We start from the raw sequence: 22,094 nt of genomic DNA, 5'->3' as shown, positions 1-22,094 counted from the left end.
AAACCGGTGTCGGGGTCGGGAATGCGTCTTTTCCTGGTAGCGGGCGTTTTCCCTGCCATATTGAAAGGAATGCAGATCCATCATGTCCCACCCTGTTTCCCGCCGTAGTTTTGCGGTCGGACTGGTTGCCGGCGTTGCTGCGGCCGGCACCGGCGTCGCCGGGGCCGCTGACCCTGAAAAGGCAGTTCCGACACCTCCGCCACCGCCGAAGCCGGTTGCAAAGACGATCTGTTTCGTCGGCGGATATACGAAACATGGGCCGCCGGGAGGTGGAACCGGGAACGGGCAGGGGATCTCCGTTTTCGATATGGATCGCGATACGGGCGTTCTGACGCCGATCACGACCTTCACGGATATCGCCAGCCCGTCTTTCCTTGCGATTTCGAAGGACCAGCGCTTCCTGTACGCGCTGAGCGAGATTGACGATTTCAACAAGGATGGGGACGGCTCCGTCACGGCATTTGCGATCGATCCCAAGACCGGTTCGCTGCGCAAGCTGAATGTTGTCAGCTCGAAAGGTGCCGTTCCGGCCCATCTGAGCATCCATCATTCGGGTCGCTACGTGCTGGTCGCAAACTATGTGGGTGGCTGCGTTGCCGTTCTGCCGATCCGTTCCGATGGATCTCTGGGTGAGGCATCGGACGTCGTTCACAACACGGGGCCGCGCCAGCCGGAACGCGCTTCGGACAATCCGCAGGGCAATTTCGCCGTGTCCGACCATTCGGGCTCGCATCCGCACATGATCCATTCGGACCCGAGCGGCAAGTTCGTGCTGGCGGATGATGCCGGGCTGGACCGGGTCTATGTCTGGACGCTGAATATCGACACCGGCAAACTGATCCCGGCCAAGACGCCCTATTACGACATGGAACCGGGCTCGGCGCCGCGTCATTTCCAGTTCAATCATTCCGGCCGCATCCTGTACAATCTGTGTGAGCAGGATTCGAAGGTGGTCGTTTCCAATTTCGACCCGGCAACGGGCGCGATCAGCGATATCCAGACCGTCAGCACTGTCACGTCGCATTTCCGGGGTTCGACGCTTGCGGCGGAAATCCTGATCTCGGCCAGCGGCAAGTTCGTTTACGTCTCCAACCGTCTGGGTGATTCGCTGGCCGTGTTCGCGATCGGCGCGGACGGGACGCTGACCCTTCAGGACGAGGTCTGGATGCATGCGGATTACGGCCGCGCGCTGATGTTCGATCCGTCCGGAGCATTCCTGTTCTGCGCCAACCAGCGCTCGGATGCCGTGACCTCTTTCAAGGTGGACAAGAAGACGGGCGAAATTGCGTTTACGAACAATTTCACCCCCGTTGGCAGCCCGACGACCTTTGCGTTCATGAACACACAGGTCTGATCGAGCGCTGATCCGAAAAGGGCGGTTGTAGCAAAATGATATGCTGCAACCGCCCTTTTTTGTTCAGTCCTTGCGGAAGATCGCGATGTAATTAATGCCGGTATCGCGGCTTTCGCGCCACTGGAACGGGACGTAGCTCATCCCCGCGATGTCCAGCATGCGCAGGCCTGCGCGGCGGGCCATGGCGGCGAGTTCGTCGGGTTTGATGAACTTTTTCCAGTCATGCGTGCCCACGGGCAGCATCCGCAGCAGATATTCCGCACCAAGCTTGGCGACGGCAAAAGAGCGCGGGGTCCGGTTCAGGGTGGATACGGCGACCATGCCCCCCGGTTTCGTCAGCGTAGCCAGCATGATCAGGAAGTCCTGCGGGTCATTGACGTGCTCGATGACTTCCAGGGCGTTGACGACATCAAAGCGCGCACCTTCCGCAACGAGATCTTCCGCGCTGCCATTGCGATAGGACAGGGACGCTGCCTCTGGTGGCAGGGGATGGGCGGCCAGATGCGCTTCAGCCGCGCGGATGCCAGCCGCACTGGCATCGATTCCGAGTGTGTCGAAGCCGAGTTTGGCATAGGCCTCGCTGGCCAGACCGGCACCGCAGCCGATATCGAGCAGGCTCAGAGGCCCGGAAGACGCCTTGCGCAGGGGGGCGACATGACGGCTGACCCATTCGGTGCGAAGCGGGTTCATGGCGTGTAGCGGGGCCATGGGGCCGCGCGGATTCCACCAGTCCTCGGCCAGGGCGCTGAAATGGGCGATCTCGGATTCCGATACGGACGAGCGTCTGGAATCCTGTCCCGGGGACGTTTCTGTGGGCATCAGAATTCTCCTTCTGTGTGCCTGTCTGCCGCACGTCATCTGGACGTGGCGGAGCGAGACGAGTATGTGGACCGGCAGAGTCTGTCCAGGTGCCGGGTGGTTTGCATGTCTTTGCCGTACCCGATGCCAGACCCGAGCGCGCAACGCCAGACACGTACTGGAGCCTTATCCGCGATGTCCATGCCCGATACTCCCGTCCACGACCAGGTTTCCGGTCGTGCTGATCCCCATGCCGCCATCAAGGGCGAAAGCGGGAAACGGAAGACGGTTGTCATGAAATTCGGCGGCACGTCCGTCGGGAATATCGAGCGCATCCGGAACGTTGCAAAACGCGTGAAAGCGGAACATGACCGTGGCCGTCGTGTGGCCGTCGTGGTCTCCGCCATGGCCGGTGTCACGAACCGGATGGTCGGCTACTGCGCCGAACTGGACCCGCTGGCCGATCCGAAGGAATACGATGCCGTTGTCGCAGCCGGTGAGCAGGTGACGAGCGGGCTCGTGTCCATCGCGCTTCAGGCGCTTGGCGTGAAGGCGCGGTCCTTTCAGGGCTGGCAGATCCCGCTCGTGACGGACAACGCGCATGGCAAGGCCGCCATTGAGAGCGTGGACGGTACGGCGCTTCTGGCCTGCCTGGATGATGATGTCGTGCCCGTCGTGGCCGGCTTCCAGGGCGTCGGTCCCGATGGCCGCATTGCGACGCTGGGGCGCGGGGGATCGGATACGTCCGCCGTGGCCGTCGCGGCTGCCATCAATGCCGATCAGTGTGATATTTATACCGATGTGGACGGGATCTACACGACCGATCCGCGCATCGTGAAACGCGCCAAGAAGCTGGATCGCATCACCTATGAGGAGATGCTTGAACTGGCTTCGGTAGGCGCCAAGGTACTTCAGACCCGCAGCGTCGGTCTCGCCATGCGCGAGGGTGTCCGGGTGCGGGTGCTGTCATCGTTCGCCGAGACGGATGACGACAGCGGTTCGATTGTGGTTGATGAGGACGAGATCATGGAGAAGGAACTGGTTGCGGGGATTGCCAACTCGCATGACGAAGCGAAAATCTCCGTGCGGAACATTCCGGACCGTCCGGGCATCGCCGCTGCGATTTTCGACCCGCTGGCAGCCGCGAACATCAATGTCGACATGATCGTCCAGAGCGTTGGCGTGGACAACATGACGAACATGACGTTCACGGTCAGCAAGTCTGACGAAGCGGCTGCCCGCGCCGTGCTGGAGAAGGCACGTGAATATATCCAGTATGGCGAGCTGATCACGTCCCATAACGTGGTGAAGATCAGCGTCGTGGGTATTGGCATGCGCTCAAATGCCGGTCTGGCCGCGCGGATGTTCCGCACGCTCGCCGATCGCGGCATCAACGTGCAGGTCATCTCCACGAGCGAGATCAAGATCTCCGTCCTGATCGATTCCGAATATACCGAACTGGCCATGCGCGCGCTGCACACGGCTTATGGCCTTGATGCCAAAGAGGGAGCCGACGCGTGAGCGAAACCCTGAACGCCCGCGCGACGCTGGACCGGTTGTGGAAGCCGGGCTGTGACTTCCTCGGGAGCGAAGTCGCGATCCTCGGCGGAGCGATGTCCTGGGTCAGCGAGCGGCATCTGGTTTCCGCGATTTCCAATGCTGGCGGATTCGGTGTCATTGCCTGTGGTGCGATGTCGCCCGAGCGTCTGGAAGAGGAAATCGTTGCCACGCAGGCGATGACGAAGCGCCCGTTCGGCGTGAACCTCATCACCATGCATCCCGAGCTGGACCGGCTGGTGGATGTCTGTCTGGCGCATAATGTCTCGCATATCGTGCTCGCGGGCGGCGTGCCAAACAGCGCCACGATCCGCAAGGTGCGCGATGGCGGGGCGAGGGCGATCGGTTTTGCCCCGGCTCTGGCTCTTGGCAAGCGTCTGGTGCGCATGGGCATTGAAGCTCTTGTGATCGAAGGTTCGGAAGCCGGCGGCCATGTCGGCCCGGTGTCGCTGACGGTTCTGGCGCAGGAAATCCTGCCGCATATCCGTGATGTTCCCGTGTTTGTTGCCGGTGGGCTGGGCCGTGGGGACGCGATCCTGTCCTATCTGGAACAGGGCGCAGCCGGTGCGCAGCTTGGAACGCTGTTTGCAGCCTCCGAAGAGAGCATCGCGCATGAGAACTTCAAGAAGGCCTTCCTGCGCGCCAATGCCCGCGATGCGGTGACGACCGTGCAGCTCGATGAGCTGTTCCCGGTCATCCCGGTGCGTGGTCTTTCGAATGAAGGGGGCCGGAACTTCGCGCGCCTGCAGGGCGAGGCACTCCGAAAATTCCAGAGCGGCGAGCTGACCAAGGAAGAAGCCCAGCTCTCGATCGAGCATTACTGGGCCGGTGCCCTGCGTCGTGCCGTCATCGAGGGGGACGTGGAGACGGGGTCGGTCATGGCTGGTCAGTCCGTGGGCATGGTCAAGGAAGTCCGTCCGGTCGCCGAAATCATCGCGACGCTGGTTGAGCAGGCCGTGGATGCCATCAAGCAGCGCGAAACCCGCATCCACGCGCCAAGCTAACGGATTGTCCGGTCATGTCCCCACCGTCCTCGAACCGCCCGTTTTCGCAACCTTCCGACCAGCCAAGTGTCGGAACGGTGCTGCGTGCGCGTCGCGAGGAACTCGGCTGGCGGCTTGAAGATGTCGCGGAATGGCTGCGAATCCGCCCGAAACTGCTGGCAGCGCTTGAGGCAGACGATCTGTCGAAGCTGCCTGGCGTGGCTTATGCGGTGGGATTTCTCCGCACCTATGCCCATGCCATGCAGCTGGATGCGGATGCGCTGGTCGAGCGGTTCCGCCGTGACACGCGTGGCGCCGTAACCCGCAAGCCGGAGCTGGTTTTCCCGCAGCCTGAAGGTGACCGCGGGCTGCCGGTCGGCGTGCTCGTGGGGGCAGGGCTCGTGGTCGTGGTCGCGGCCTATGTGGGCTGGTACCGCTTTACGGAACATGACAACCCGGCCCAGAGGCAGGTTCCAGCCGTAGCGGAACTGATGCCAGGGGCTGCAACCCCTGCCATGACCTCTCCGCAGGTCGCATCCGTGATGCCCGGACGCGCTCCGACGCCGGAGCCACATGCTCCCGTGACGGCGTCCTCTGTTCCCGCAACGTCGGCACCAGCGGCCGCACCGACGCAGAATGCTCCGGCTCCGGATGTTCCTGCAGCGCCTTCAGTGGCACAATCCACGCCCTCGACGGTTGCACCCTCTGTGGCTCCGCCGGCTTCGGATGACGATTCAGAGACGTCTCCGGCAGGCGAGGCCCCGCCTTCGCAGCAGGCTGGGGCGATCGGCCAGCCTGCCACGGATCTGCCGCCGGCTGTGCCCGAGGGAGCCGTTGTGCTCCGGGCGCTGGCTCCCGTCTGGACGCAGGTCAGGGACCGGGACGGGCATGTTCTCATATCGCGTGTGATGCAGCCGGGTGAAAGCTGGCAGGGTGATCCCGCAGGCGCTCCGTTCCGGATGTCGTTCGGCAATGCTGGCGGTATCGTCCTGACCACGGCCGGGGCAACCAGTGCGCCGCTGGGAAAAGAAGGACAGGTCCGCCGTAATGTCGAGGTGACGGCCGATGCCATCCGTTCCGGAGCATTCGGATCGGGGATTGCGCTGCCGGTGCAGCCCAATGCGCCGGTTCCCGTACCGGGAGCAACTGCTGCGCCGCCGGCCGTCGCGCCTGCGCCCGTGCCTCCCAGAGCACCGCCTGTTTCCGTTCCCCGGAAGGCACCGGCAGCACCTGAAGTCTCGGCCGATGACCTCAATGCCCGGCAGCTTGAACATCAGCCGCTGGAACAATCGTCGCCATCGCATTAAACCCTTATATCCGTCAGGGGGGCTCAATGCCCCTGAATACAGCCCACTGGGTCAGAGCTCCCGGTCCTTTCCGGGCACGAAGAGGTAAATCATGAGCAGCTACCGTCCCTATCAGCACATCGAGCGTCGCAAGTCGCGCCAGATCCATGTCGGCAAGGTTGCGGTCGGTGGTGATGCCCCGATCTCCGTGCAGACCATGACCAACACCCTGACATCCGATGCGCAGGCCACGATCGACCAGATCCGCCTGGCCGAGCTGGCTGGTGTGGATATCGTGCGCGTCTCCTGCCCGGATGAGGCCAGCACGGCCGCGCTGGCGGAGATCGTGCATGAAGTGAACGTCCCCATCGTTGCGGATATCCACTTCCACTACAAGCGCGCCATCGAAGCCGCCAAGGCCGGTGCGGCCTGCCTGCGAATCAATCCGGGCAATATCGGCAGCGCCGAGCGCGTGCGTGAAGTCGTCAACGCCGCCAAGGATTATGGCTGTTCCATCCGGATCGGCGTGAATGCCGGTTCGCTCGAAAAGCACCTGCTCGAGAAATACGGTGAGCCCAACCCGGAAGCTCTGGTCGAGAGCGCTCTGGAACATGCGAAGATCCTTGAAGATCACGACTTCCATGAGTTCAAGATCAGCGTGAAGGCCTCTGACGTGTTCATGGCGGTTGCGGCCTATCAGCAGCTTGCGGATTGCTGTGACCACCCGCTGCATATCGGCATCACCGAAGCCGGCTCCAAGCGTGCGGGTACCGTGAAGTCCTCCATCGGTCTGGGCAACCTGCTCTGGGCTGGCGTGGGGGACACGATGCGTGTTTCGCTTTCTGCCGCTCCGGAAGAAGAAGTGTTGGTTGGCTGGGATATTCTGAAGTCCCTCGGTCTGCGTCATCGTGGCGTGAAGATCATTTCCTGCCCGTCCTGTGCGCGTCAGGGCTTCAACGTCGTCGAGACGGTGCAGACGCTGGAAGACCGCCTGCAGCACATCAAGACACCACTGACGCTGTCCATCATCGGCTGCGTGGTGAATGGTCCGGGTGAAGCGCTGATGACAGATATCGGTGTGACCGGCGGCGGCAATGGCCGTCATATGGTCTATGCCGCAGGCCGTCAGGATCACACGATGCCGGCTGGCGACATGATCGAGCATATCGTTGAACTGGTGGAAAAAAAGGTGTCTGACATCGAGGCCAGCAAGGAAGAAGGTGCAACGGCCAAGCTGATGGACCCGGCAGCGCACTGATGTCAGGACTTCAGCCCCCACGCGGCACTCATGACCTCATCGGCGATACCATGCGCCGTCACCACCATGTTGTGGAGACGGCCCGCCGAGTGCTGCAGACCTATGGTTTCGAGGAATGGAGCACACCGATCTTCGAGGATACGCGCGTCTTTTCGCGTACGCTCGGCGAGACGTCCGACGTCGTGTCCAAGGAGATGTACACGTTCGAGGATCGCGGCGGTGAGAGCATCACCCTGCGTCCCGAAGGGACGGCGGCGATCTGCCGGGCGCTGGTCACGAACGGCCTGACGCAGTCCCTGCCGCAGAAGGTGTTCTATCACGGGCCGATGTTTCGCTACGAGCGCCCGCAGAAAGGACGTTACCGTCAGTTCCATCAGATCGGCGGCGAACTGATCGGAGCGGAAAGCCCGCTGCGGGACGCCGAGACGATTGCCATGGCGCAGGACATCCTGCGTGAACTGGGTCTGGGTGATCATGTCACGCTGGAGCTCAACACGTTGGGCGATCTCGCCAGCCGTCAGGCCTGGCGGGAGGCTCTGGTGGCGTATTTCCGCGATCATGCCGATGCGCTGTCCGAAGAGAGCCGGATCCGGCTCGAAGCCAACCCGCTTCGGATTCTGGACAGCAAGTCCGAACAGGATCGCAAGCTGCTCGACGATGCTCCCGCGTTTGCGGACTATCTGAATGATGAATCCCGGCAGTTCTGGGACGGATTGCGCTCCAGCCTTCAGGCGTTCGGCGTCGATTTCGTTGAAAATCCACGCATCGTCCGTGGCCTTGACTACTACAGCCACACGGCGTTCGAGTTCGTAACCTCGAAGCTTGGCGCCCAGGGCACGGTGCTGGCCGGTGGTCGGTATGAAGGTCTTGTGGAGCAGATGGGTGGCCCGGCCATTCCGGCAATCGGCTGGGCCGGCGGGATCGAGCGTCTGGCGATGCTGCTGGATTCTGTCCCCGAACTTTCAGCCGGGATTGCGCTGGTGCCGATGGGAGACGAAGCCGTCCTCAAAGCCGCATCCATTGCGCGCGCTCTGCGCTCTGCTGGTCTGCGGGCCGAGATCGAGACCCGTGGCAACATGAAGAAGCGGATGGAGCGCGTTGTGAAGTCCGGCGCATCCCATGCCATCGTTCTTGGTGATGAGGAAATCGCCAAAGGCGTGGTGCAGCTTCGTGACCTCTCCAGCCGTGAGCAGCAGGAAGTTCCGTTTGCGGATCTGGTGCGCGTTCTGAGCACAGGACGCGCCTGAACAGATGGCATTTGACGACAGGCTTGAGCGGATTGTCGCGCGTTCGGAGGAAGTTCAGGCCCTGATGTCTTCCGGCGATCTGACGGGTGAGGATTTCACCCGTCTTTCGCAGGAATATGCCGAGCTTGAGCCTGTAGTGACGTCCATTCAGGCCTGGAAAGATGCCGAGGAGCAGAAAGCCGGGGCGCAGGCCCTGCTTGATGATCCGGAAATGCGTGAGCTGGCCCAGATGGAGCTTGCGGAGATCGAGGCGACCCTGCCCGATCTTCAGCACGCCCTGCGTCTGGCGCTGCTGCCGAAAGATGCGGCGGATGAACGCAGTGCTATCCTTGAAATCCGACCGGCAGCGGGCGGCGATGAGGCGGGTCTGTTCGCAGCGGAACTGTTTGATGCCTACCGACGCTTTTCCGAACAGAATGGCTGGCGTTTCGAGGTCATGGAATATGCTGAGAACGAGGTGGCCGGCCTCAAGGAAGGCATGGCGACCATTTCCGGCCGTTCGGTTTTCGCGCGGCTGAAATACGAATCCGGTGTGCACCGGGTGCAGCGCGTTCCAGCGACGGAAAGTCAGGGACGGATCCACACCTCGACCGTGACCGTGGCCGTACTGCCCGAAGCCGAAGAAGTCGATGTGACGGTCAATGACGATGACCTGCGGATTGACGTTTACCGGGCCTCGGGAGCGGGCGGCCAGCACGTCAACAAGACGGAAAGTGCAGTTCGCATTACACACATGCCCAGCGGCATTGTCGTGGCGATGCAGGAAGAGAAAAGCCAGCACAAGAACAAGGCCAAAGCGATGAAGATCCTGCGCGCCCGGCTCTATGAGCGGGAACGCGCGCAGCTTCATGCCACCCGGGCAGCGGACCGGAAATCACAGGTCGGGACGGGCGATCGTTCGGAGCGCATCCGGACGTATAATTTCCCGCAGGGGCGCGTGACGGATCATCGGATCAATCTGACGCTCTACAAGATCGACCGGATCATGGGCGGTGAGTTCGATGAGATCATCGACGCCCTGACCCGCGAAGAGCAGACGGAACTGCTCGCCGCCGAAGGGTTCTGAGCCTCAGGTATTGGGTGTCGCGCAGACAGCGGCGCGGCCATGCCGGTGGGTTGCGACAGCGGCGTCATCATAGTCGACCAGAAAGAAATCGGTGAAGTTGTTGGTCCCCACGGCGTCGAGCGAATGGCCTTCGGGATGATGGAGCTGGCCTTCGCTGCTGACCTGATGGGTTTCCTGATGGCCGTTATGGACAATGGTGATTTCGCCACACAGGGCATAATCGACATCGAAGCGGCCGACCGGAAGCGGGATCGTCTGCGTCTCATGTGCCTTGGACAGTCCCAGCCTGAAGGTCGCCACCAGATTGCCGTCCAGATAAAGGCGCGAGACTTCCGAAATTTCTTCGGGCGCGCGCTCGTCCGTCACGGTAAAGGACGGGGGCAGTTCCGTGGACAGTTCAGACTGGGCGTGAACTGAATTGAGCGTGCAGCCAAGCAGCAGGGCGGAATAGAGGAAGGCGCGTTTGGACTTCATGACACCAACTATAACAGGTTCGCTTCGATGATGATGGCCAAAGATGATCTTTTGCGCGAGGCCTCACAGGCGCTGGAGCTGGCCGGGATCGAGGATACGCGCCGTGAAGCCCGGCTCCTGCTGTGCTGGGCGACAGGGCGTGATCTGGGCGGTCTGCTGTCTTTGGATAGTGTGGAGCCTGTGCAGGAATCGCGATTCGCAGGAGCTCTGAAGCGGCGCCTGGACCGGGAACCTCTTGCGTTCATTACCGGCGAAACAGGCTTCTGGACGCTGGATCTGGAGACGGGGCGTGACACGCTGATTCCCCGCGCCGACAGTGAAGCCCTGATCGAAGCCCTGCTGGATGTCTGTCCAGACCGCAACGCGCCGCTTTCCATCCTCGATCTTGGAACCGGAACAGGCTGTCTGCTGCTGGCGGCCCTGTCCGAATATCCACAGGCCACGGGTGTGGGGGTGGATCTGTCTCCGCAGGCGGCAGCACTGGCACGACGCAATGCCATCCGCACCGGCTTGGCGAGACGCAGTACCTTCTTGGCTGGAAGCTGGGCGGATGCGCTGAACGCCCGCTTTGATGTCGTCCTGTCCAACCCGCCGTATATCGAGAGCGGGGATCTGGCCGGGCTGATGCCTGAAGTCGTGCAGTATGAGCCGGCGCGGGCTCTGGATGGCGGCGCTGACGGGCTGGGCGCCTATCGCATCCTGTGCGCTGCGTTGCCCGGGCTTCTGGTGCTGGGGGGATACGCGATCCTGGAGATGGGGATCGGGCAGATCGATGCGGTCTCCGCGCTGGGAACGGCGAGCGGGCTGCGGGACGTGGCGCATAAGGCCGATCTGGGCGGCATCGAAAGGGCCTTGGTCCTGCAATCGGACGGGTGAGGGCGGATTGTGACGAAAAACCGTTGGCTTGACTGGCGGAACTTGGTATTGCTAAAGCCAATGCATGCGATTTGAGGGTGTTTTATCAGCACTGTCAGGCGTATCTTTGCCCATCGTTCATGTCATCATGCACTGACGATGGAAGACTGGCTGAGCCGGGTTCAGCCATAGCGGAACAGACAGACGTCTTTTTCGACAGCGGCGGTCGGACTTTCTGCAGTTGCAGAACGGTCCACGTCATCATGAAAGTGCATCACGGGTCGATGAATATGAAGCGCATAAGAGGCCGGCATCATCGTGCGGGCAGTGGGCCATCACGCAGCAGCAATGCCCAGACACCTCTGAACCGCAACCATGTGTTTGACAGTAATGGACCCGATCTGCGGGTCCGTGGTACGGCGCAGCAGCTGTTCGAGAAGTATCTCCAGCTGGGCCGCGACGCGACCGGAACTGGCGACCGCATTCTTGCAGAAGCCTATTTCCAGCACGCGGAACATTATTTCCGTATTCTCAACGCCATGAACCAGGCCGCCGAGAAGAGCCAGCAGGAGCGCACCGAGCGTCAGCAGCAGCGCCAGCGCGCTTATGAAGACCGCCGGGAGCCGCGTGGCGAGCGTTCTGAAGAGGAGCAGCCCTCACAGGAACAGGACGCCGAATACAATGCCGAGCGTCCCTCGGAAGACGATCAGGATCATCGCACAGCCGAGGTCGAAGCGGACTGAAGTTTCGGTTCAGACAGATAAAAAAGCCGGTCCCGCAAAGGGCCGGCTTTTTTTGTGTCTCAGACCCGTCCTACGAAGCGCTCGGGAAGGCGCCACAGCTCCGTGCCGCTCAGATGGAGATCAAGGCGGTAGCGGTCGTGCAGACGTGTCTGTGTGCTGTCCTCGACCTGCTGGCGCCACTGGATCAGACGCTCGTCACAGTTATCGAGCGTGCAGTCCGTCCGGGGCAGTCCGGCCATGCTGCGCAGCATGTTCTCCCAGTCCGTGTTTTCCAGACGCTGGTGACGTCCGACCTCTTCGGAAATCCAGGGCTGCCTGCGGGTGCGGTCCAGTCGCTCCAGTCCCGATGCCAGATCCGCGTAGCGGAGATGGAACAGGAAAAGAGGGGCCGCAAGGCTGGGGACGGTTTCCTCGCAGCAGTGAAAACCCGGAGCCCATGTAATAGGAATGCGGGCCAGGACCGGTTTGCACATCGCGCTGGAAAAACGGAGATGGCGGCGCTGAAGGGAGAAGGGGCGGCTGTAGTCGAACGACGCTTCCTCGTCCGGAATATGGATGACGTCAAAGCCTGTGGCGGTGACGACCGGGGAGCGGTTCAGGAGCGCGAATTCCGTCAGGGAAGGGACGAAAGCTGGGTCCGCGAGCAGGATTTCGTCCACATCCGTATAGATGACGCTGTCATACCATTCGAGCAGGCTGTCGCAGAATTTTCCGATGGCGCGGGTGCGGCGTTCATCGTCCTGTGGGGAGCGGGGGATCCGCACGACGTTCACCTGCCCCAGATGCTCTGTCGAGCCATCATCCGATCCGTGATCGATCACATAGCAGGCGGCTTCTCCAGCCTGCGCGCCATAATGACGGCGCCAGAGCTGAAGATGTTCCGGCTCGTTATAGACCATCGTCACGACGGCCAGGGGTTTCTTGATCATGCCGGGCAGAATACAGGAAACGGTCCCGCACAGCAGGGCATAGCCGCAATGAATTTTCTGTTTTCGGGAAAAGGGATGGTAGCGGTGGACGGATTTGAACCGCCGACCAAGGGATTATGATTCCCCTGCTCTACCACTGAGCTACACCGCCATCCGGCCGGGGTTAACCGGCGTTGTCGCGGGGTTTTAAGGGGGATCTTTCAGGGTGTCAACACGTTAGTCCCGGGAAAATAAGATGTTTTTACGGGTCGCATTGTCCGGGGTGCCCGTGGCATTTGAGGTATCACGGTTTTCCAATCCATTTGGCCTCTTTCAGGCCCGCAATTCCTTTTAACGCAAGGAGTCCTTCATCTGGTGACGCAACATTTCGTCAGCACCCTGTTTGCCATACGGTCCTATTTCACCTGGCTACCTGCTTCCGTCGTTTCGGTGCTGATGCTGGTGGTTGTGGGGGTGCTGGCGTTCTATTGCGGTAATCTGGTCACGACGCAGCTTCTGCGGATCCCGGGATCGCGCAAGGCTGCGCTGATCCGGCGCATCGTTTCGTCCCTGCGCAGGCCCACGCGGCTGATGGTGGCGCTTCTGGCCATGCTGTCCGCGCTGCCGGCCGCAACCGGCTTTACGGCGGCGCAGGAAGACGATCTTCAGCTCTTCTTCCTGTTCCTGCTGATCCTGACTTTCGGGTTCTCGGCAATCATGGTCTTCCGGATCATGACGGAGGTCTATCTCAACCGCCTCGCGGCGCGCGAAGAGACCGACGACATCATGATCCGCTCGCACCAGACGCAGATCCGCGTCCTGCGGCGGCTGACGGAAATCCTGGTGGGCATCGTGACCGTGGCCTCGGCCCTGATGCTGTTTCCCTCCGTCAAGCAGTACGGTCTGTCCCTGTTCGCGTCGGCAGGGGCGGCGTCCCTGATCGTCGGTCTGTCAGCGCGCGGGCTGCTGACGAACCTGATTGCGGGTGTGCAGATCGCGCTGACCCAGCCGATCCGGATGGAAGACCTGATCATCATCAATGGTGACTGGTGCTGGGTCGAGGAAATCAACGCGACCTATGTGGTGCTGCGGGTCTGGGACTGGCGGCGGCATATCGTGCCGATCTCGTATTTTCTGGAAAACCAGTTCGAGAACTGGACGCATAATTCCGCGGCCATCATCGGCGTCGTGTTCCTGTGGGTCGATTATCAGGCGCCGATGGACAAGATCCGCGAGATGCTGAACGAAATCGTGCGCGGCTGCCCGCTCTGGGACGGGCGCGTGTTCGACGTTCAGGTGGCGGATTGCGACGCGCATGTCATGTCCATCCGCATCATCGCCAGTGCGCGCACGGCACTTCAGAGCTGGGATTTGCGGTGCGATATCCGTGAGAAGATCATCGCCCGCATCCGCGATGAATGCCCCGAGGCGCTGCCCCGTTCGCGTTTCTCCATGATGCCCCCCGCAGCGGGTATGCAGGAGCCTTGGGAACGGATGGCGCCCCCGATCAGCCGGCCGCCGCCGGGAAGCTATATGGGCCCGGGTATGGGGCCAGGCAGTTCGTCGATGTCGTCAGACTGAGGGAGGCTCGGGGCGCATTTTTGAATGGCGCCGTCCGTAGAAGACGTAAGTTGCAATGCCCAGCGCCAGATAGGTCACCAGAAGGATCAGCGGCACCGGATTGCCGCTGGTAACGGCGTGAACCATGTCCGAGACCAGCGGAATGGTCATGACCAGACAGAACAGGATGCCGAGCGCGGGGGTCGTGCCGATCCAGATCCCGCGGATGCGGATACCGCCCAGCGGGACGCTGAAGGGACGCACGATGTCAGGCCGCGTGTTGCGCTGCCAGATGACCGTGAAGCAGACAATCCCGAACGCCGCAGCCGTCCCGATGGAAACGAGATCGCTGATGATGTCGATCGGCAGGGTTGCGGTGATGAGCGCGACCACGAGGCCGAGGACGATGGTCCCGATCCACGGCGTGCGGAATTTCGGATGGATGACGCTGAAGATCTGCGGGATCAGACCGTCGCGGCTGATGGTCAGCAGGACGCGGGACTGCGCGTACATCAGGCCCATCAGAACCGAGCACAGGCCGATCGTGGCGCCGATATTGACCAGCAGGGACAGCCAGGGCGTGTGCATGATCTTTACGGCAATGGCGAGCGGATCGGGCACATCCAGTTCACGATAGGGCACGATCCCGAGCAGGACGGTCGCGACGATCATGTAGACGATGGTGCAGATCAGCAGGCTGCCGATGATGCCGATCGGCACGTCGCGGGTGGGATTGCGGGCCTCAGCCGAGGCGGTGGAAACGGCCTCGAACCCTACATAGGCGAAAAAGATGACTGAAGCCGCGCGGAAAATGCCGCGTACGCCATAATGGAAACCGCCTTCACTGGCGGGAATGAACGGATGCCAGTTCGCCGGATTGACGGCCCCGATGCCCAGTGCCACGAACACGAACAGCACTCCGACTTTAAGCGCCACGATCATGGTGTTGATGCGGGCGGATTCCTCGACGCCCCGGACCAGCAGGGCCGTCACGAGAAGCGTCGCGGTAAAGCCGATCAGATCGAACCGCCAGTCGGCGCTGATCTGTGATCCGGCCGTGCCGGGCACGGGCTGGAGCGTTGCGTGGGTCAGTGCAGACGGCATGTGAAAGCCGGTGACGCCCAGCAGGGAGCTTGCATAACCTGACAGGCCCGCCGCGACGGCAGAGCATGAGATGCCGTATTCCAGAAGCAGGAGCCAGCCGACCATCCAGGCCGCTTTCTCGCCCATCGAGATATAGGCGTAGGAATAGGCCGAGCCCGATACGGGAAGGGTCGAGGAAAGTTCGCCGTACGAAAAGGCCGTGAACAGGCAGGCAAGGGCAGCGATGACGAAAGAAATCAGGACCGAGGGGCCGGCATATTCGGCAGCGGCCGTACCCGTCATGACATAGATGCCAGCGCCGATCGTGGACCCGACCCCGAGGATGATCAGCTGCGTCGCCGTCAGGCTGCGCTTGAGGCCGTTCGTGTCGTTCTCGAAAAGGACCTGTTCAAGGGTCTTTCGGCGGCCTGGTCCGGGGAGATCGGAAGGAGATTGTATCGAAGCTGGCATGATCCGCAATGTGCCGCGAAAAACGGCGGCTGGAAAGGTCAGAGAAGAATGACGGCCCCGGCGAAAAGGCCGGCCAGAACGCAGTAGACACCAAACGGTGTCAGGGCCCAGCCATCATGGTTGCGAAAGAAGCGCAGCATCACGAGCGAGCAGATCAGCGCGGTCAGCCCGGCGACGACTGCACCGGCAACACACTGCACCATGATGTCGTGTGAGATTGTCATGTGACGCATCTGCCAGGCTTCACGGACTGTGGCCGCAAGCACGATGGGCTGGGCCATCAGGAGCGAAAACCGCGCGGCCGTTTCATGGTCCAGCCCGCGCAGAAGGCCACCATTCATGGTCGCACCTGAACGCGACAGACCCGGGAGGAGAGCCAAGCACTGCCAGATGCCGATGATCACGGCATCCTTGGGAGCAAGTGTTGCGATGGGCTTGTGGTCGCGGTGGCCCTTCTGGCGCCGGAGCCATTCGGTGACCATCAGCAGGAAGCCATTGAGGATCAGGAACCCCGCAACGGCGAGGGGCGTGCCGAACACGGCGCGCAGGCGGTGCTCCAGCAGCCATCCGACCAGAACGGCCGGAATGGTGGCGATGACCAGCAGTCCGAAGATCCGAATCGCTTCCATCTGCCGGTAGTTGCCGTAGCGACCGAACATGCCGCCCAGAATGGCCATCCAGTCCCGCCAGAACACACCGGCCAGCGCGACCAGCGTGCCGACATGCAGCATGGTCAGAAACGGCAGGAACATCGGGGCGTGTTCGTCCAGATCCCAGTGCAGAAGCGCGGGCAGGAGCACGGCATGACCGAGGCTGCTGACCGGGAAGGGTTCGGTAATTCCCTGAACGATGGCGAGGATGAGGGCCTGGAGAAGCGTCATGGAGCCTGTTTCGGGTGGAAGCCTTCGTCACAAAGGCGGAAAAGCAGATCACTTGCCTGATGGTGGCAGAGGACGCAACCTTGCTCTCCACCTTGACCGGGCGGTCAAGGGAGGACTAACTCCCGTTCTGTTCAAGATTTTCCGGAAGGCGAGGCTGGCATGCAGTCAACATTGAGCGGCCGTGGGGGCGCCATCCTGGCCAGTGGTCTCGTTCTGGCGATTGCCGGAACATTCCTCGTCTACGGCAATGCCCTGCGCAAGGGGCCTGACTTTCAGGGCGAAACCCTGCACGCGGCCTTCAACTCCGCGAATGGCCTTCATGCGGGCGCTAATGTTGATCTCGCCGGTGTGCCTGTAGGTCGTGTTGTCTCCATCACGCTTGATCCGCGCACACAGATGGCCGATGTGGCCTTTACGGTGGACCAGCGCCTGCATCTTCCCGCGGATACGGCCGTGGGCATCGGTGCACCGACCATGACGGCGGATAATGCTCTGCAGATCCAGCCCGGTCATTCCCACACCACGCTGTCCAGTGAGGGCAAGATCACCGATACGCAGGATCAGCTTTCTCTGGAGCAGCAGGTCAGCAATTACATCTTTGGCGGTGGCAAGCTGGGCCAGTAAGGCCTGCTTGCCATACCGGTCTCAGTCGTTCAGCGGATAGGACGCCAGCAGCCGGCGCTGCTTGCGCCAGGAATGCAGCATCGAGAACGCGCCCGATGTCTTCCATCCACGTGCCCTGTTTGCAGCGCCGATCAGGAACGTCTGACGGTAATGTGAGAACTGGGCGCGATAGGCTTCCCAGAGCGTCGTCCGACGGTCCCAGATATGGGTGGCTTCGGAGCCGACGCCATTGATCTCGATAATCTGGAAGTTCTCGCCACGCCGCAGATCCTCGATGGAAGCGGCTTTCACGTCCACGCGTCCGAAATGGAAATCCGGGATGTCCTTCATGATGGCGTCGAGGCGTGCGGTCAGCGCGTCCGTGGTGTCGGCGCGGCCGTCGCGGAAGACGGAACCCTTGCAGTGGTTGCCCGCGAAGACCAGCGGCATTTCCTCACCCTTGGCGAGGACGTTCTTCTCCCGTCCGGCCAGACGCGGCAGATAGATCTGCGGCACCAGGCTCATGCGGGGATCGCGCAGGATCAGCTCCTCAATGGTGGACACGCCATCGCCTGTCAGGACCGGCGCTTCCTTGTAGGTGATCGAGGTGATGCGGCCACGTGGCTCGTCGGGATGGCGGATGTAGAACAGCCCAGCCTCGACGGGATAGGTAATGAGTTCCTGCGCCAGCATGTCCACGTCGTCAGGGAACTGCGGCAGGACGGCTTCGAGCTGTTCGCGGGACTGGACGAGTTTCACACCCGTGCCATTGCAGCCGATATCGGGCTTGATGACGACGGGGAAGGACAGGCCCTTGCGCTCCATGGCGTCGAGTGCGCGGCGAACGGAACCCTTGCCGCTGCGGAAGACGACATAAGGGGCGATATAGGACTGTGCCGTGGAGCCACCCATGTCGAGGATGGAGGACTTGCTCTCGCCGCACAGACCGCCGGTTTCGATACGCGGATTGGCGGCGGTCGAGATGCTGAGGTCGCGGTATTTGATCCCCATGGCGATCCAGTACAGGACGATGGGGGTGTAGAAGATGGACCCGGGCCAGAATTCGAAAAGGGAGAGGGGGTTCTGGTCGGCTTCTGACTTGGACATTGCTGTTACTGGCTCACGGTCTGGAGACGGGCGATCAGGCGCCCGACGACAACGATACACAGGACAAACCCCGCCAGTCCGGCCCAGCGCCAGCCGCCCTGATGGGCGAGCAGCCAGCCCCCGACTCTCATGGCGAGCAGGAAAAGACACGTCGTCCAGACCAGCGTAGCCAGAACTGCGGTCATGGCAAAGGGAAGGAACGGTGCGCGGAAAAAACCGCAGGCGGTATAGAGCGGCAGTCTGGCGCCGGGCACGAAACGGGAGATGGCCACGACGCGGATGACGTTGGAGCTGAACCAGTCCTGTGTGCGTTCGCGTTTGGGAAGGGTCAGGAACCGCTTGAGATAGGGCCAGCGCGCACCTGCGGCACCAAGGCCATAAAGGCCCATGTCCCCGACCGCGACGCCGAAATAGAGTGCCCCCAGCGCCAAAGGGATGCTGACTTCCCCGGCGCGGGCGGCGATGGCGGAGAGTACCGTTGCCACGTCTTCGAGAATGAAGGTGCCCACAATGATGGTGGCTGCCTTCAGCCAGGCTGGCTGCGAGGCCATGGCGGGGCCGATGGCGATCACGAGTGGGGAGGTTCCATGAACATTGAGGCGCCGGTTTCGCACGCCAGCGCGCCAACGACAATCTTGCCGTGCCATATTTCGGTGCGAATGACCTGCGACACTCCCGGCGAGACTGGCGGTTCGTGTCGCGGATTGCTAGCGTATGTCCTATCATTTCTACCCGTAAGGGACTGGTCCTGACCGTGCTTCAAAGACGCCATCTGCTTGCCGCCCTGACTTCCGTTGCCGGTTCGGCGGCAGTCGGGATTTCATCCGCCAACGCGCAGGCCCGTGTGCAGAGTTATGGTGCTTTTCTCGAGAGTGTCCGGGCACAGGCACTGGCGCAGGGCCTTTCATCTGCGATCGTCTCGCAGGCCCTCAGCCTGACGACGCAGCCCAACGCCTCCGTGCTCAAACTGGACCGTCACCAGCCGGAGTTCACCCTGACCTGGGCGCAGTATCGCGACCGCGTTCTGCCGGAGTCGCGGTTTGTGAAAGGGCGGAGTGTTTACGCCGCTCAGCAGTCTGTGATGTCTCCCGTCAGCGCACGCTTTGGATGCGACGACCGCGCCGTCATGGGGATCTGGGGTCTCGAGTCGGGGTTTGGCGCGCATGACGGCACATATTCCGTCATCGATGCGCTGGCGACGCTGGCCTTTGACGGGCGGCGTTCCGCCTTCTTTCGCAACGAGCTCATGAAGGCCCTTCAGATCCTCAATGACGGCGATATCGCACCGGCCGCCATGATTGGCAGCTATGCGGGCGCCATGGGGCAGGCGCAGTTCATGCCCAGTGCCTATCTGCGCTACGCGGCGGATGGAGACGGGGACGGCAAGCGCAATATCTGGACGTCTGAAGCGGATGTGTTCGCCTCCATCGCCAATTACCTTGGCAAATGCGGCTGGCAGGTCAACGAACCCTGGGGGCAGGAAGTCACGCTGACTAAAGTGCTCGACAAGGCAGAGATCGGCCGGACCCGGCAGCGGACGCTGGGCGAGTGGATGGCGCTGGGCGTGCGTCGCGTGGATGGGACGGCGTTCTCGCAGTCGAACGTGCAGGGTGCTGTCGTGCAGCCCGATGGTCCGGGAACGCAGGCTTTCATGGTCTATCACAACTTCAACGTGATCCGCCGCTATAACCCTTCGGACTATTATGCGCTCGGCGTCGGGCTTCTGGGGACGGGCATTGTCTCTGCGTAATTACGGAGCCGCTCTGGCCCTTCTGCCGCTTCTGGCGGCCTGTCGCCGTGAGGAGCCGACACCTGCCGCGCACCCACATTACGAACTGGGAAGTGCCTGGCGCGGAACGCACGGCTGGTTCTATCCCAACGAGCAGTTCGACTATCACGTGACAGGTCTGGGAACGCGGCAGCACGCGCCGGTTGGCGGACTGATGGCGGATGGCGAGGCCTGGTCCGCGAACGGCATGACCGGCGCCCATCAGACGCTCCAGCTTCCGGCGATCGTCAGTGTCCGCAATCTGCTGAACGGGCGGATCGTCCGCATCCGGCTGACCGATCGTGGACCGGCAGATCCAGGGCGCATCATCGCGCTTTCTCCGAAAGCCGCGGATCTGCTGGGCATGACTGCGGATACGCCCGTTGAGGTCACGGAAGACGAAGCGGCCAGCCGTTCCCTGGCGGAAGGAGTGGGCAAGCCCCCTGCCCAGAACATTTCCGCGGCTCCTGTCGGGGAAGTCCGCGAGACATCCCTGAGTGACGGGTCTTCGCGGGTGTACGGGAACGACTCGTCCGCGGCGGCGGCGTCCGTTGCCGTGGGGCCGCTGCCCGCGACCTGGATGCAGGGCAGTCCGGGGCCATCGGGGCTGTATGTCCTGATGGGAATATTTTCAGGCCATGCGACGGCGGCAAGTGTCGCCATGCGCTGTGGCGGTACGGTTCTGCACGCCTCCGAAGGCGCGGGACTGGAATGGCGTGCTGTTGGCGGGCCCTATGCCGATATCGCACAGGCGGACGCGGCACTGGACCGCACCCGCCTGTGCGGGGTAGAGGGCGCGCGGATCATTGTGGAATGACGGCCAGTTGTGTGAAGGCCGTGGAACTGGGGACGAACGTGCGGACTAGACGCTCTCTTTTCGGTGGGGTGGCAGGCATTGCGGCCTGTGCTTCTTTTGCGGGGCCCCTGAAGGCGTTTGCGCGCCCGCACCGTCATGCAGGCCATGCTGCGAAAGCCGCTGCGGCTCCTGCGGCTGACGCACCTGTCGGCACGCCGGCGAACACTCCGATCGGACCGTTCGATACGGTGGCGCGCTGGGCCTATGTCGTGGATTACGACACGGGCGCGGTCCTGCTCGACAAGGCGTCGGACGAGCGCATGGCGCCGTCTTCGCTGACGAAGATGATGACCGCCTATATCGTGTTCGGCATGCTGGCCACGGGTCGCATCCGTCTGGAGCAGAGCCTGCCGGTCAGCGAGAAAGCCTGGCGCACGCAGGGCTCCAAGATGTTCGTGCCGCTGGGCCAGAGCGTTCTGGTATCCGACCTGATCCAGGGCATGCTGATCCAGTCCGGCAATGACGCCTGTATCGTTCTGGCGGAAGGCATTGCGGGTTCGGAAGAGCGCTTCGTTGCGATGATGAACGAAGAAGCGCCGAAGCTCGGCATGATAAACTCGCATTTCGTCAACGTGACGGGTCTGCCGGCGGACGGCCATTACATGACGGCGCGCGATGTCGCGACGATCGCATCCCATCTGATCCGCGATTTCCCCCAGTATTACCATTATTTCGGTGAGCTCGAGTTCACCTACAACCACATCCGTCAGGGCAACCGGAACGTGCTGGTCGACAAGGGGCTCGCTGACGGCCTGAAGACCGGCCATACGGATGCTGGCGGTTTTGGTCTGTGTGCAAGCTCCCAGCGCAATGGCAACCGCGTCATTGTCGTGATCAATGGCACATCGTCGAGCAATGAGCGCGCCCATGAGGGTGAGCGTCTGATGTCCTGGGCATTCGCCAATTTTGAGAACGCCACGCTGTTCCGTCGTGGACAGGTCGTGGATTCCGCCCCGGTCTGGATGGGCGAACACCGTCAGGTCTCGCTGGTCGCAGGGGCCGATATCGTCATGACGCTCCCGGTCGGCTGGCAGCAGCGCTCCCATATCGGGGTGGATTATGCCTCCCCGGTCATTGCGCCGGTGACGAAGGGTCAGGTCTGCGGTGCGCTGGTGATTTCCGCGCCGAACATGGCTGACATCCGCGTGCCGCTTGAGGCTGGCGAATCGGTTGCGAAGCTCGGACTGGTCGCCCGCGCCATGACGCGTCTGGGCCATGGTCCCGCGCAGTAAGGGC

Annotated in this window: 21 protein-coding genes and 1 tRNA gene; 14 read left to right on the top strand and 8 right to left on the bottom strand. The window is 62.1% G+C overall.

Annotation, left to right across the window (positions count from 1 at the left end):
- The first annotated feature begins 82 nt into the window (after positions 1-82).
- Complete coding sequence (locus HKD31_RS08310) at positions 83-1,354, top strand: lactonase family protein (protein WP_194264600.1); 1,272 nt, start codon at positions 83-85, stop codon at positions 1,352-1,354.
- Between the two features lie 63 nt (positions 1,355-1,417).
- Here the strand turns inward: HKD31_RS08310 and ubiG are convergent, their stop codons facing one another.
- The gene (gene ubiG, locus HKD31_RS08305; RefSeq protein ID WP_062457085.1) at positions 1,418-2,173 is read right to left on the bottom strand and encodes a bifunctional 2-polyprenyl-6-hydroxyphenol methylase/3-demethylubiquinol 3-O-methyltransferase UbiG; all 756 of its coding nucleotides are present in this window, start codon (positions 2,171-2,173) and stop codon (positions 1,418-1,420) included.
- A gap of 174 nt (positions 2,174-2,347) precedes the next feature.
- On the opposite strand from ubiG, the gene HKD31_RS08300 reads away from it, so the two are divergent.
- The 6 genes from HKD31_RS08300 (at position 2,348) to prfA (ending at position 9,549) form a co-directional block, all read left to right on the top strand.
- Complete coding sequence (locus tag HKD31_RS08300; protein WP_062498063.1) at positions 2,348-3,673, top strand: aspartate kinase; 1,326 nt, start codon at positions 2,348-2,350, stop codon at positions 3,671-3,673.
- Positions 3,670-4,713: a nitronate monooxygenase gene (locus HKD31_RS08295; protein WP_194264601.1), complete on the top strand. Its 1,044-nt coding sequence runs from the start codon at positions 3,670-3,672 to the stop codon at positions 4,711-4,713. The genes HKD31_RS08300 and HKD31_RS08295 overlap by 4 nt, the downstream gene beginning before the upstream one ends.
- Before the next feature lie 14 nt (positions 4,714-4,727).
- On the top strand, positions 4,728-5,999 hold the full coding sequence (locus HKD31_RS08290) for a helix-turn-helix domain-containing protein (protein WP_194264602.1): 1,272 nt from the start codon (positions 4,728-4,730) through the stop codon (positions 5,997-5,999).
- A gap of 91 nt (positions 6,000-6,090) precedes the next feature.
- Positions 6,091-7,236 carry a flavodoxin-dependent (E)-4-hydroxy-3-methylbut-2-enyl-diphosphate synthase gene (ispG, locus tag HKD31_RS08285; protein ID WP_194264603.1) on the top strand — a complete coding sequence of 382 codons (1,146 nt, stop codon included), beginning with the start codon at positions 6,091-6,093 and terminating at the stop codon, positions 7,234-7,236.
- On the top strand, positions 7,236-8,483 hold the full coding sequence (hisS, locus tag HKD31_RS08280; RefSeq protein WP_194264604.1) for a histidine--tRNA ligase: 1,248 nt from the start codon (positions 7,236-7,238) through the stop codon (positions 8,481-8,483). Before ispG ends, hisS begins: the two co-directional genes overlap by 1 nt.
- Before the next feature lie 4 nt (positions 8,484-8,487).
- Positions 8,488-9,549: a peptide chain release factor 1 gene (gene prfA, locus HKD31_RS08275; protein WP_194264605.1), complete on the top strand. Its 1,062-nt coding sequence runs from the start codon at positions 8,488-8,490 to the stop codon at positions 9,547-9,549.
- A 3-nt stretch (positions 9,550-9,552) separates the two neighbouring features.
- On the opposite strand, the gene HKD31_RS08270 is transcribed toward prfA, so the two are convergent.
- A complete protein-coding gene (locus tag HKD31_RS08270; RefSeq protein WP_194264606.1) occupies positions 9,553-10,023 on the bottom strand; it encodes a hypothetical protein in 471 nt (156 codons plus the stop codon).
- Positions 10,024-10,053: 30 nt separating this feature from the next.
- Here HKD31_RS08270 and prmC point away from each other — a divergent pair, with 30 nt between their 5' ends.
- Together prmC and HKD31_RS08260 are read left to right on the top strand one after the other, a co-directional pair.
- Entirely contained in the window at positions 10,054-10,899 is an 846-nt protein-coding gene (gene prmC / locus HKD31_RS08265) for a peptide chain release factor N(5)-glutamine methyltransferase (RefSeq protein ID WP_194264681.1), read from the top strand.
- Positions 10,900-11,162: 263 nt separating this feature from the next.
- On the top strand, positions 11,163-11,621 hold the full coding sequence (locus tag HKD31_RS08260; protein ID WP_228120416.1) for a DUF4167 domain-containing protein: 459 nt from the start codon (positions 11,163-11,165) through the stop codon (positions 11,619-11,621).
- A gap of 59 nt (positions 11,622-11,680) precedes the next feature.
- Here the strand turns inward: HKD31_RS08260 and HKD31_RS08255 are convergent, their stop codons facing one another.
- Both HKD31_RS08255 and HKD31_RS08250 read right to left on the bottom strand, forming a co-directional pair.
- Complete coding sequence (locus HKD31_RS08255) at positions 11,681-12,550, bottom strand: glycosyltransferase family 2 protein (protein WP_194264608.1); 870 nt, start codon at positions 12,548-12,550, stop codon at positions 11,681-11,683.
- A gap of 76 nt (positions 12,551-12,626) precedes the next feature.
- Positions 12,627-12,701 (bottom strand) — tRNA-Met (locus HKD31_RS08250).
- A 203-nt stretch (positions 12,702-12,904) separates the two neighbouring features.
- On the opposite strand from HKD31_RS08250, the gene HKD31_RS08245 reads away from it, so the two are divergent.
- Positions 12,905-14,110, top strand: a complete 1,206-nt coding sequence (locus tag HKD31_RS08245) for a mechanosensitive ion channel family protein (protein ID WP_011251629.1) — start codon at positions 12,905-12,907, stop codon at positions 14,108-14,110.
- Here HKD31_RS08245 and HKD31_RS08240 read toward each other — a convergent pair.
- Together HKD31_RS08240 and HKD31_RS08235 are read right to left on the bottom strand one after the other, a co-directional pair.
- Positions 14,102-15,643, bottom strand: a complete 1,542-nt coding sequence (locus HKD31_RS08240; protein WP_194264609.1) for an amino acid permease — start codon at positions 15,641-15,643, stop codon at positions 14,102-14,104. The genes HKD31_RS08245 and HKD31_RS08240 overlap by 9 nt on opposite strands.
- A gap of 38 nt (positions 15,644-15,681) precedes the next feature.
- Positions 15,682-16,524 (bottom strand): undecaprenyl-diphosphate phosphatase, encoded by an 843-nt coding sequence (locus tag HKD31_RS08235; RefSeq protein WP_194264610.1) that lies wholly within the window; start codon positions 16,522-16,524, stop codon positions 15,682-15,684.
- A gap of 159 nt (positions 16,525-16,683) precedes the next feature.
- On the opposite strand from HKD31_RS08235, the gene HKD31_RS08230 reads away from it, so the two are divergent.
- Positions 16,684-17,148 carry an MlaD family protein gene (locus tag HKD31_RS08230; protein WP_194264611.1) on the top strand — a complete coding sequence of 155 codons (465 nt, stop codon included), beginning with the start codon at positions 16,684-16,686 and terminating at the stop codon, positions 17,146-17,148.
- Between the two features lie 21 nt (positions 17,149-17,169).
- Here the strand turns inward: HKD31_RS08230 and HKD31_RS08225 are convergent, their stop codons facing one another.
- Positions 17,170-18,234 (bottom strand): ATP-grasp domain-containing protein, encoded by a 1,065-nt coding sequence (locus HKD31_RS08225; RefSeq protein ID WP_194264612.1) that lies wholly within the window; start codon positions 18,232-18,234, stop codon positions 17,170-17,172.
- A 5-nt stretch (positions 18,235-18,239) separates the two neighbouring features.
- The gene (locus tag HKD31_RS08220) at positions 18,240-18,806 is read right to left on the bottom strand and encodes a VTT domain-containing protein (protein WP_194264682.1); all 567 of its coding nucleotides are present in this window, start codon (positions 18,804-18,806) and stop codon (positions 18,240-18,242) included.
- 182 nt (positions 18,807-18,988) lie between these two features.
- Between HKD31_RS08220 and HKD31_RS08215 the strand changes: the two genes are divergently transcribed.
- Genes HKD31_RS08215 through HKD31_RS08205 form a run of 3 tightly spaced genes read left to right on the top strand, consistent with a single transcriptional unit; the run spans position 18,989 to position 22,090 of the window.
- Positions 18,989-19,984 (top strand): lytic murein transglycosylase, encoded by a 996-nt coding sequence (locus HKD31_RS08215; RefSeq protein WP_194264613.1) that lies wholly within the window; start codon positions 18,989-18,991, stop codon positions 19,982-19,984.
- Positions 19,971-20,819: a septal ring lytic transglycosylase RlpA family protein gene (locus HKD31_RS08210; protein ID WP_228120377.1), complete on the top strand. Its 849-nt coding sequence runs from the start codon at positions 19,971-19,973 to the stop codon at positions 20,817-20,819. Before HKD31_RS08215 ends, HKD31_RS08210 begins: the two co-directional genes overlap by 14 nt.
- On the top strand, positions 20,816-22,090 hold the full coding sequence (locus HKD31_RS08205; RefSeq protein WP_194264615.1) for a D-alanyl-D-alanine carboxypeptidase family protein: 1,275 nt from the start codon (positions 20,816-20,818) through the stop codon (positions 22,088-22,090). The genes HKD31_RS08210 and HKD31_RS08205 overlap by 4 nt, the downstream gene beginning before the upstream one ends.
- The last annotated feature ends 4 nt before the right edge of the window (positions 22,091-22,094 follow it).

Source organism: Gluconobacter potus (genome assembly GCF_015244705.1).
Classification (GTDB): domain Bacteria; phylum Pseudomonadota; class Alphaproteobacteria; order Acetobacterales; family Acetobacteraceae; genus Gluconobacter; species Gluconobacter potus.
The sequence above is the reverse complement of the archived record's forward strand: the minus strand, read 5'-3'. Positions and strand labels throughout refer to the sequence as shown.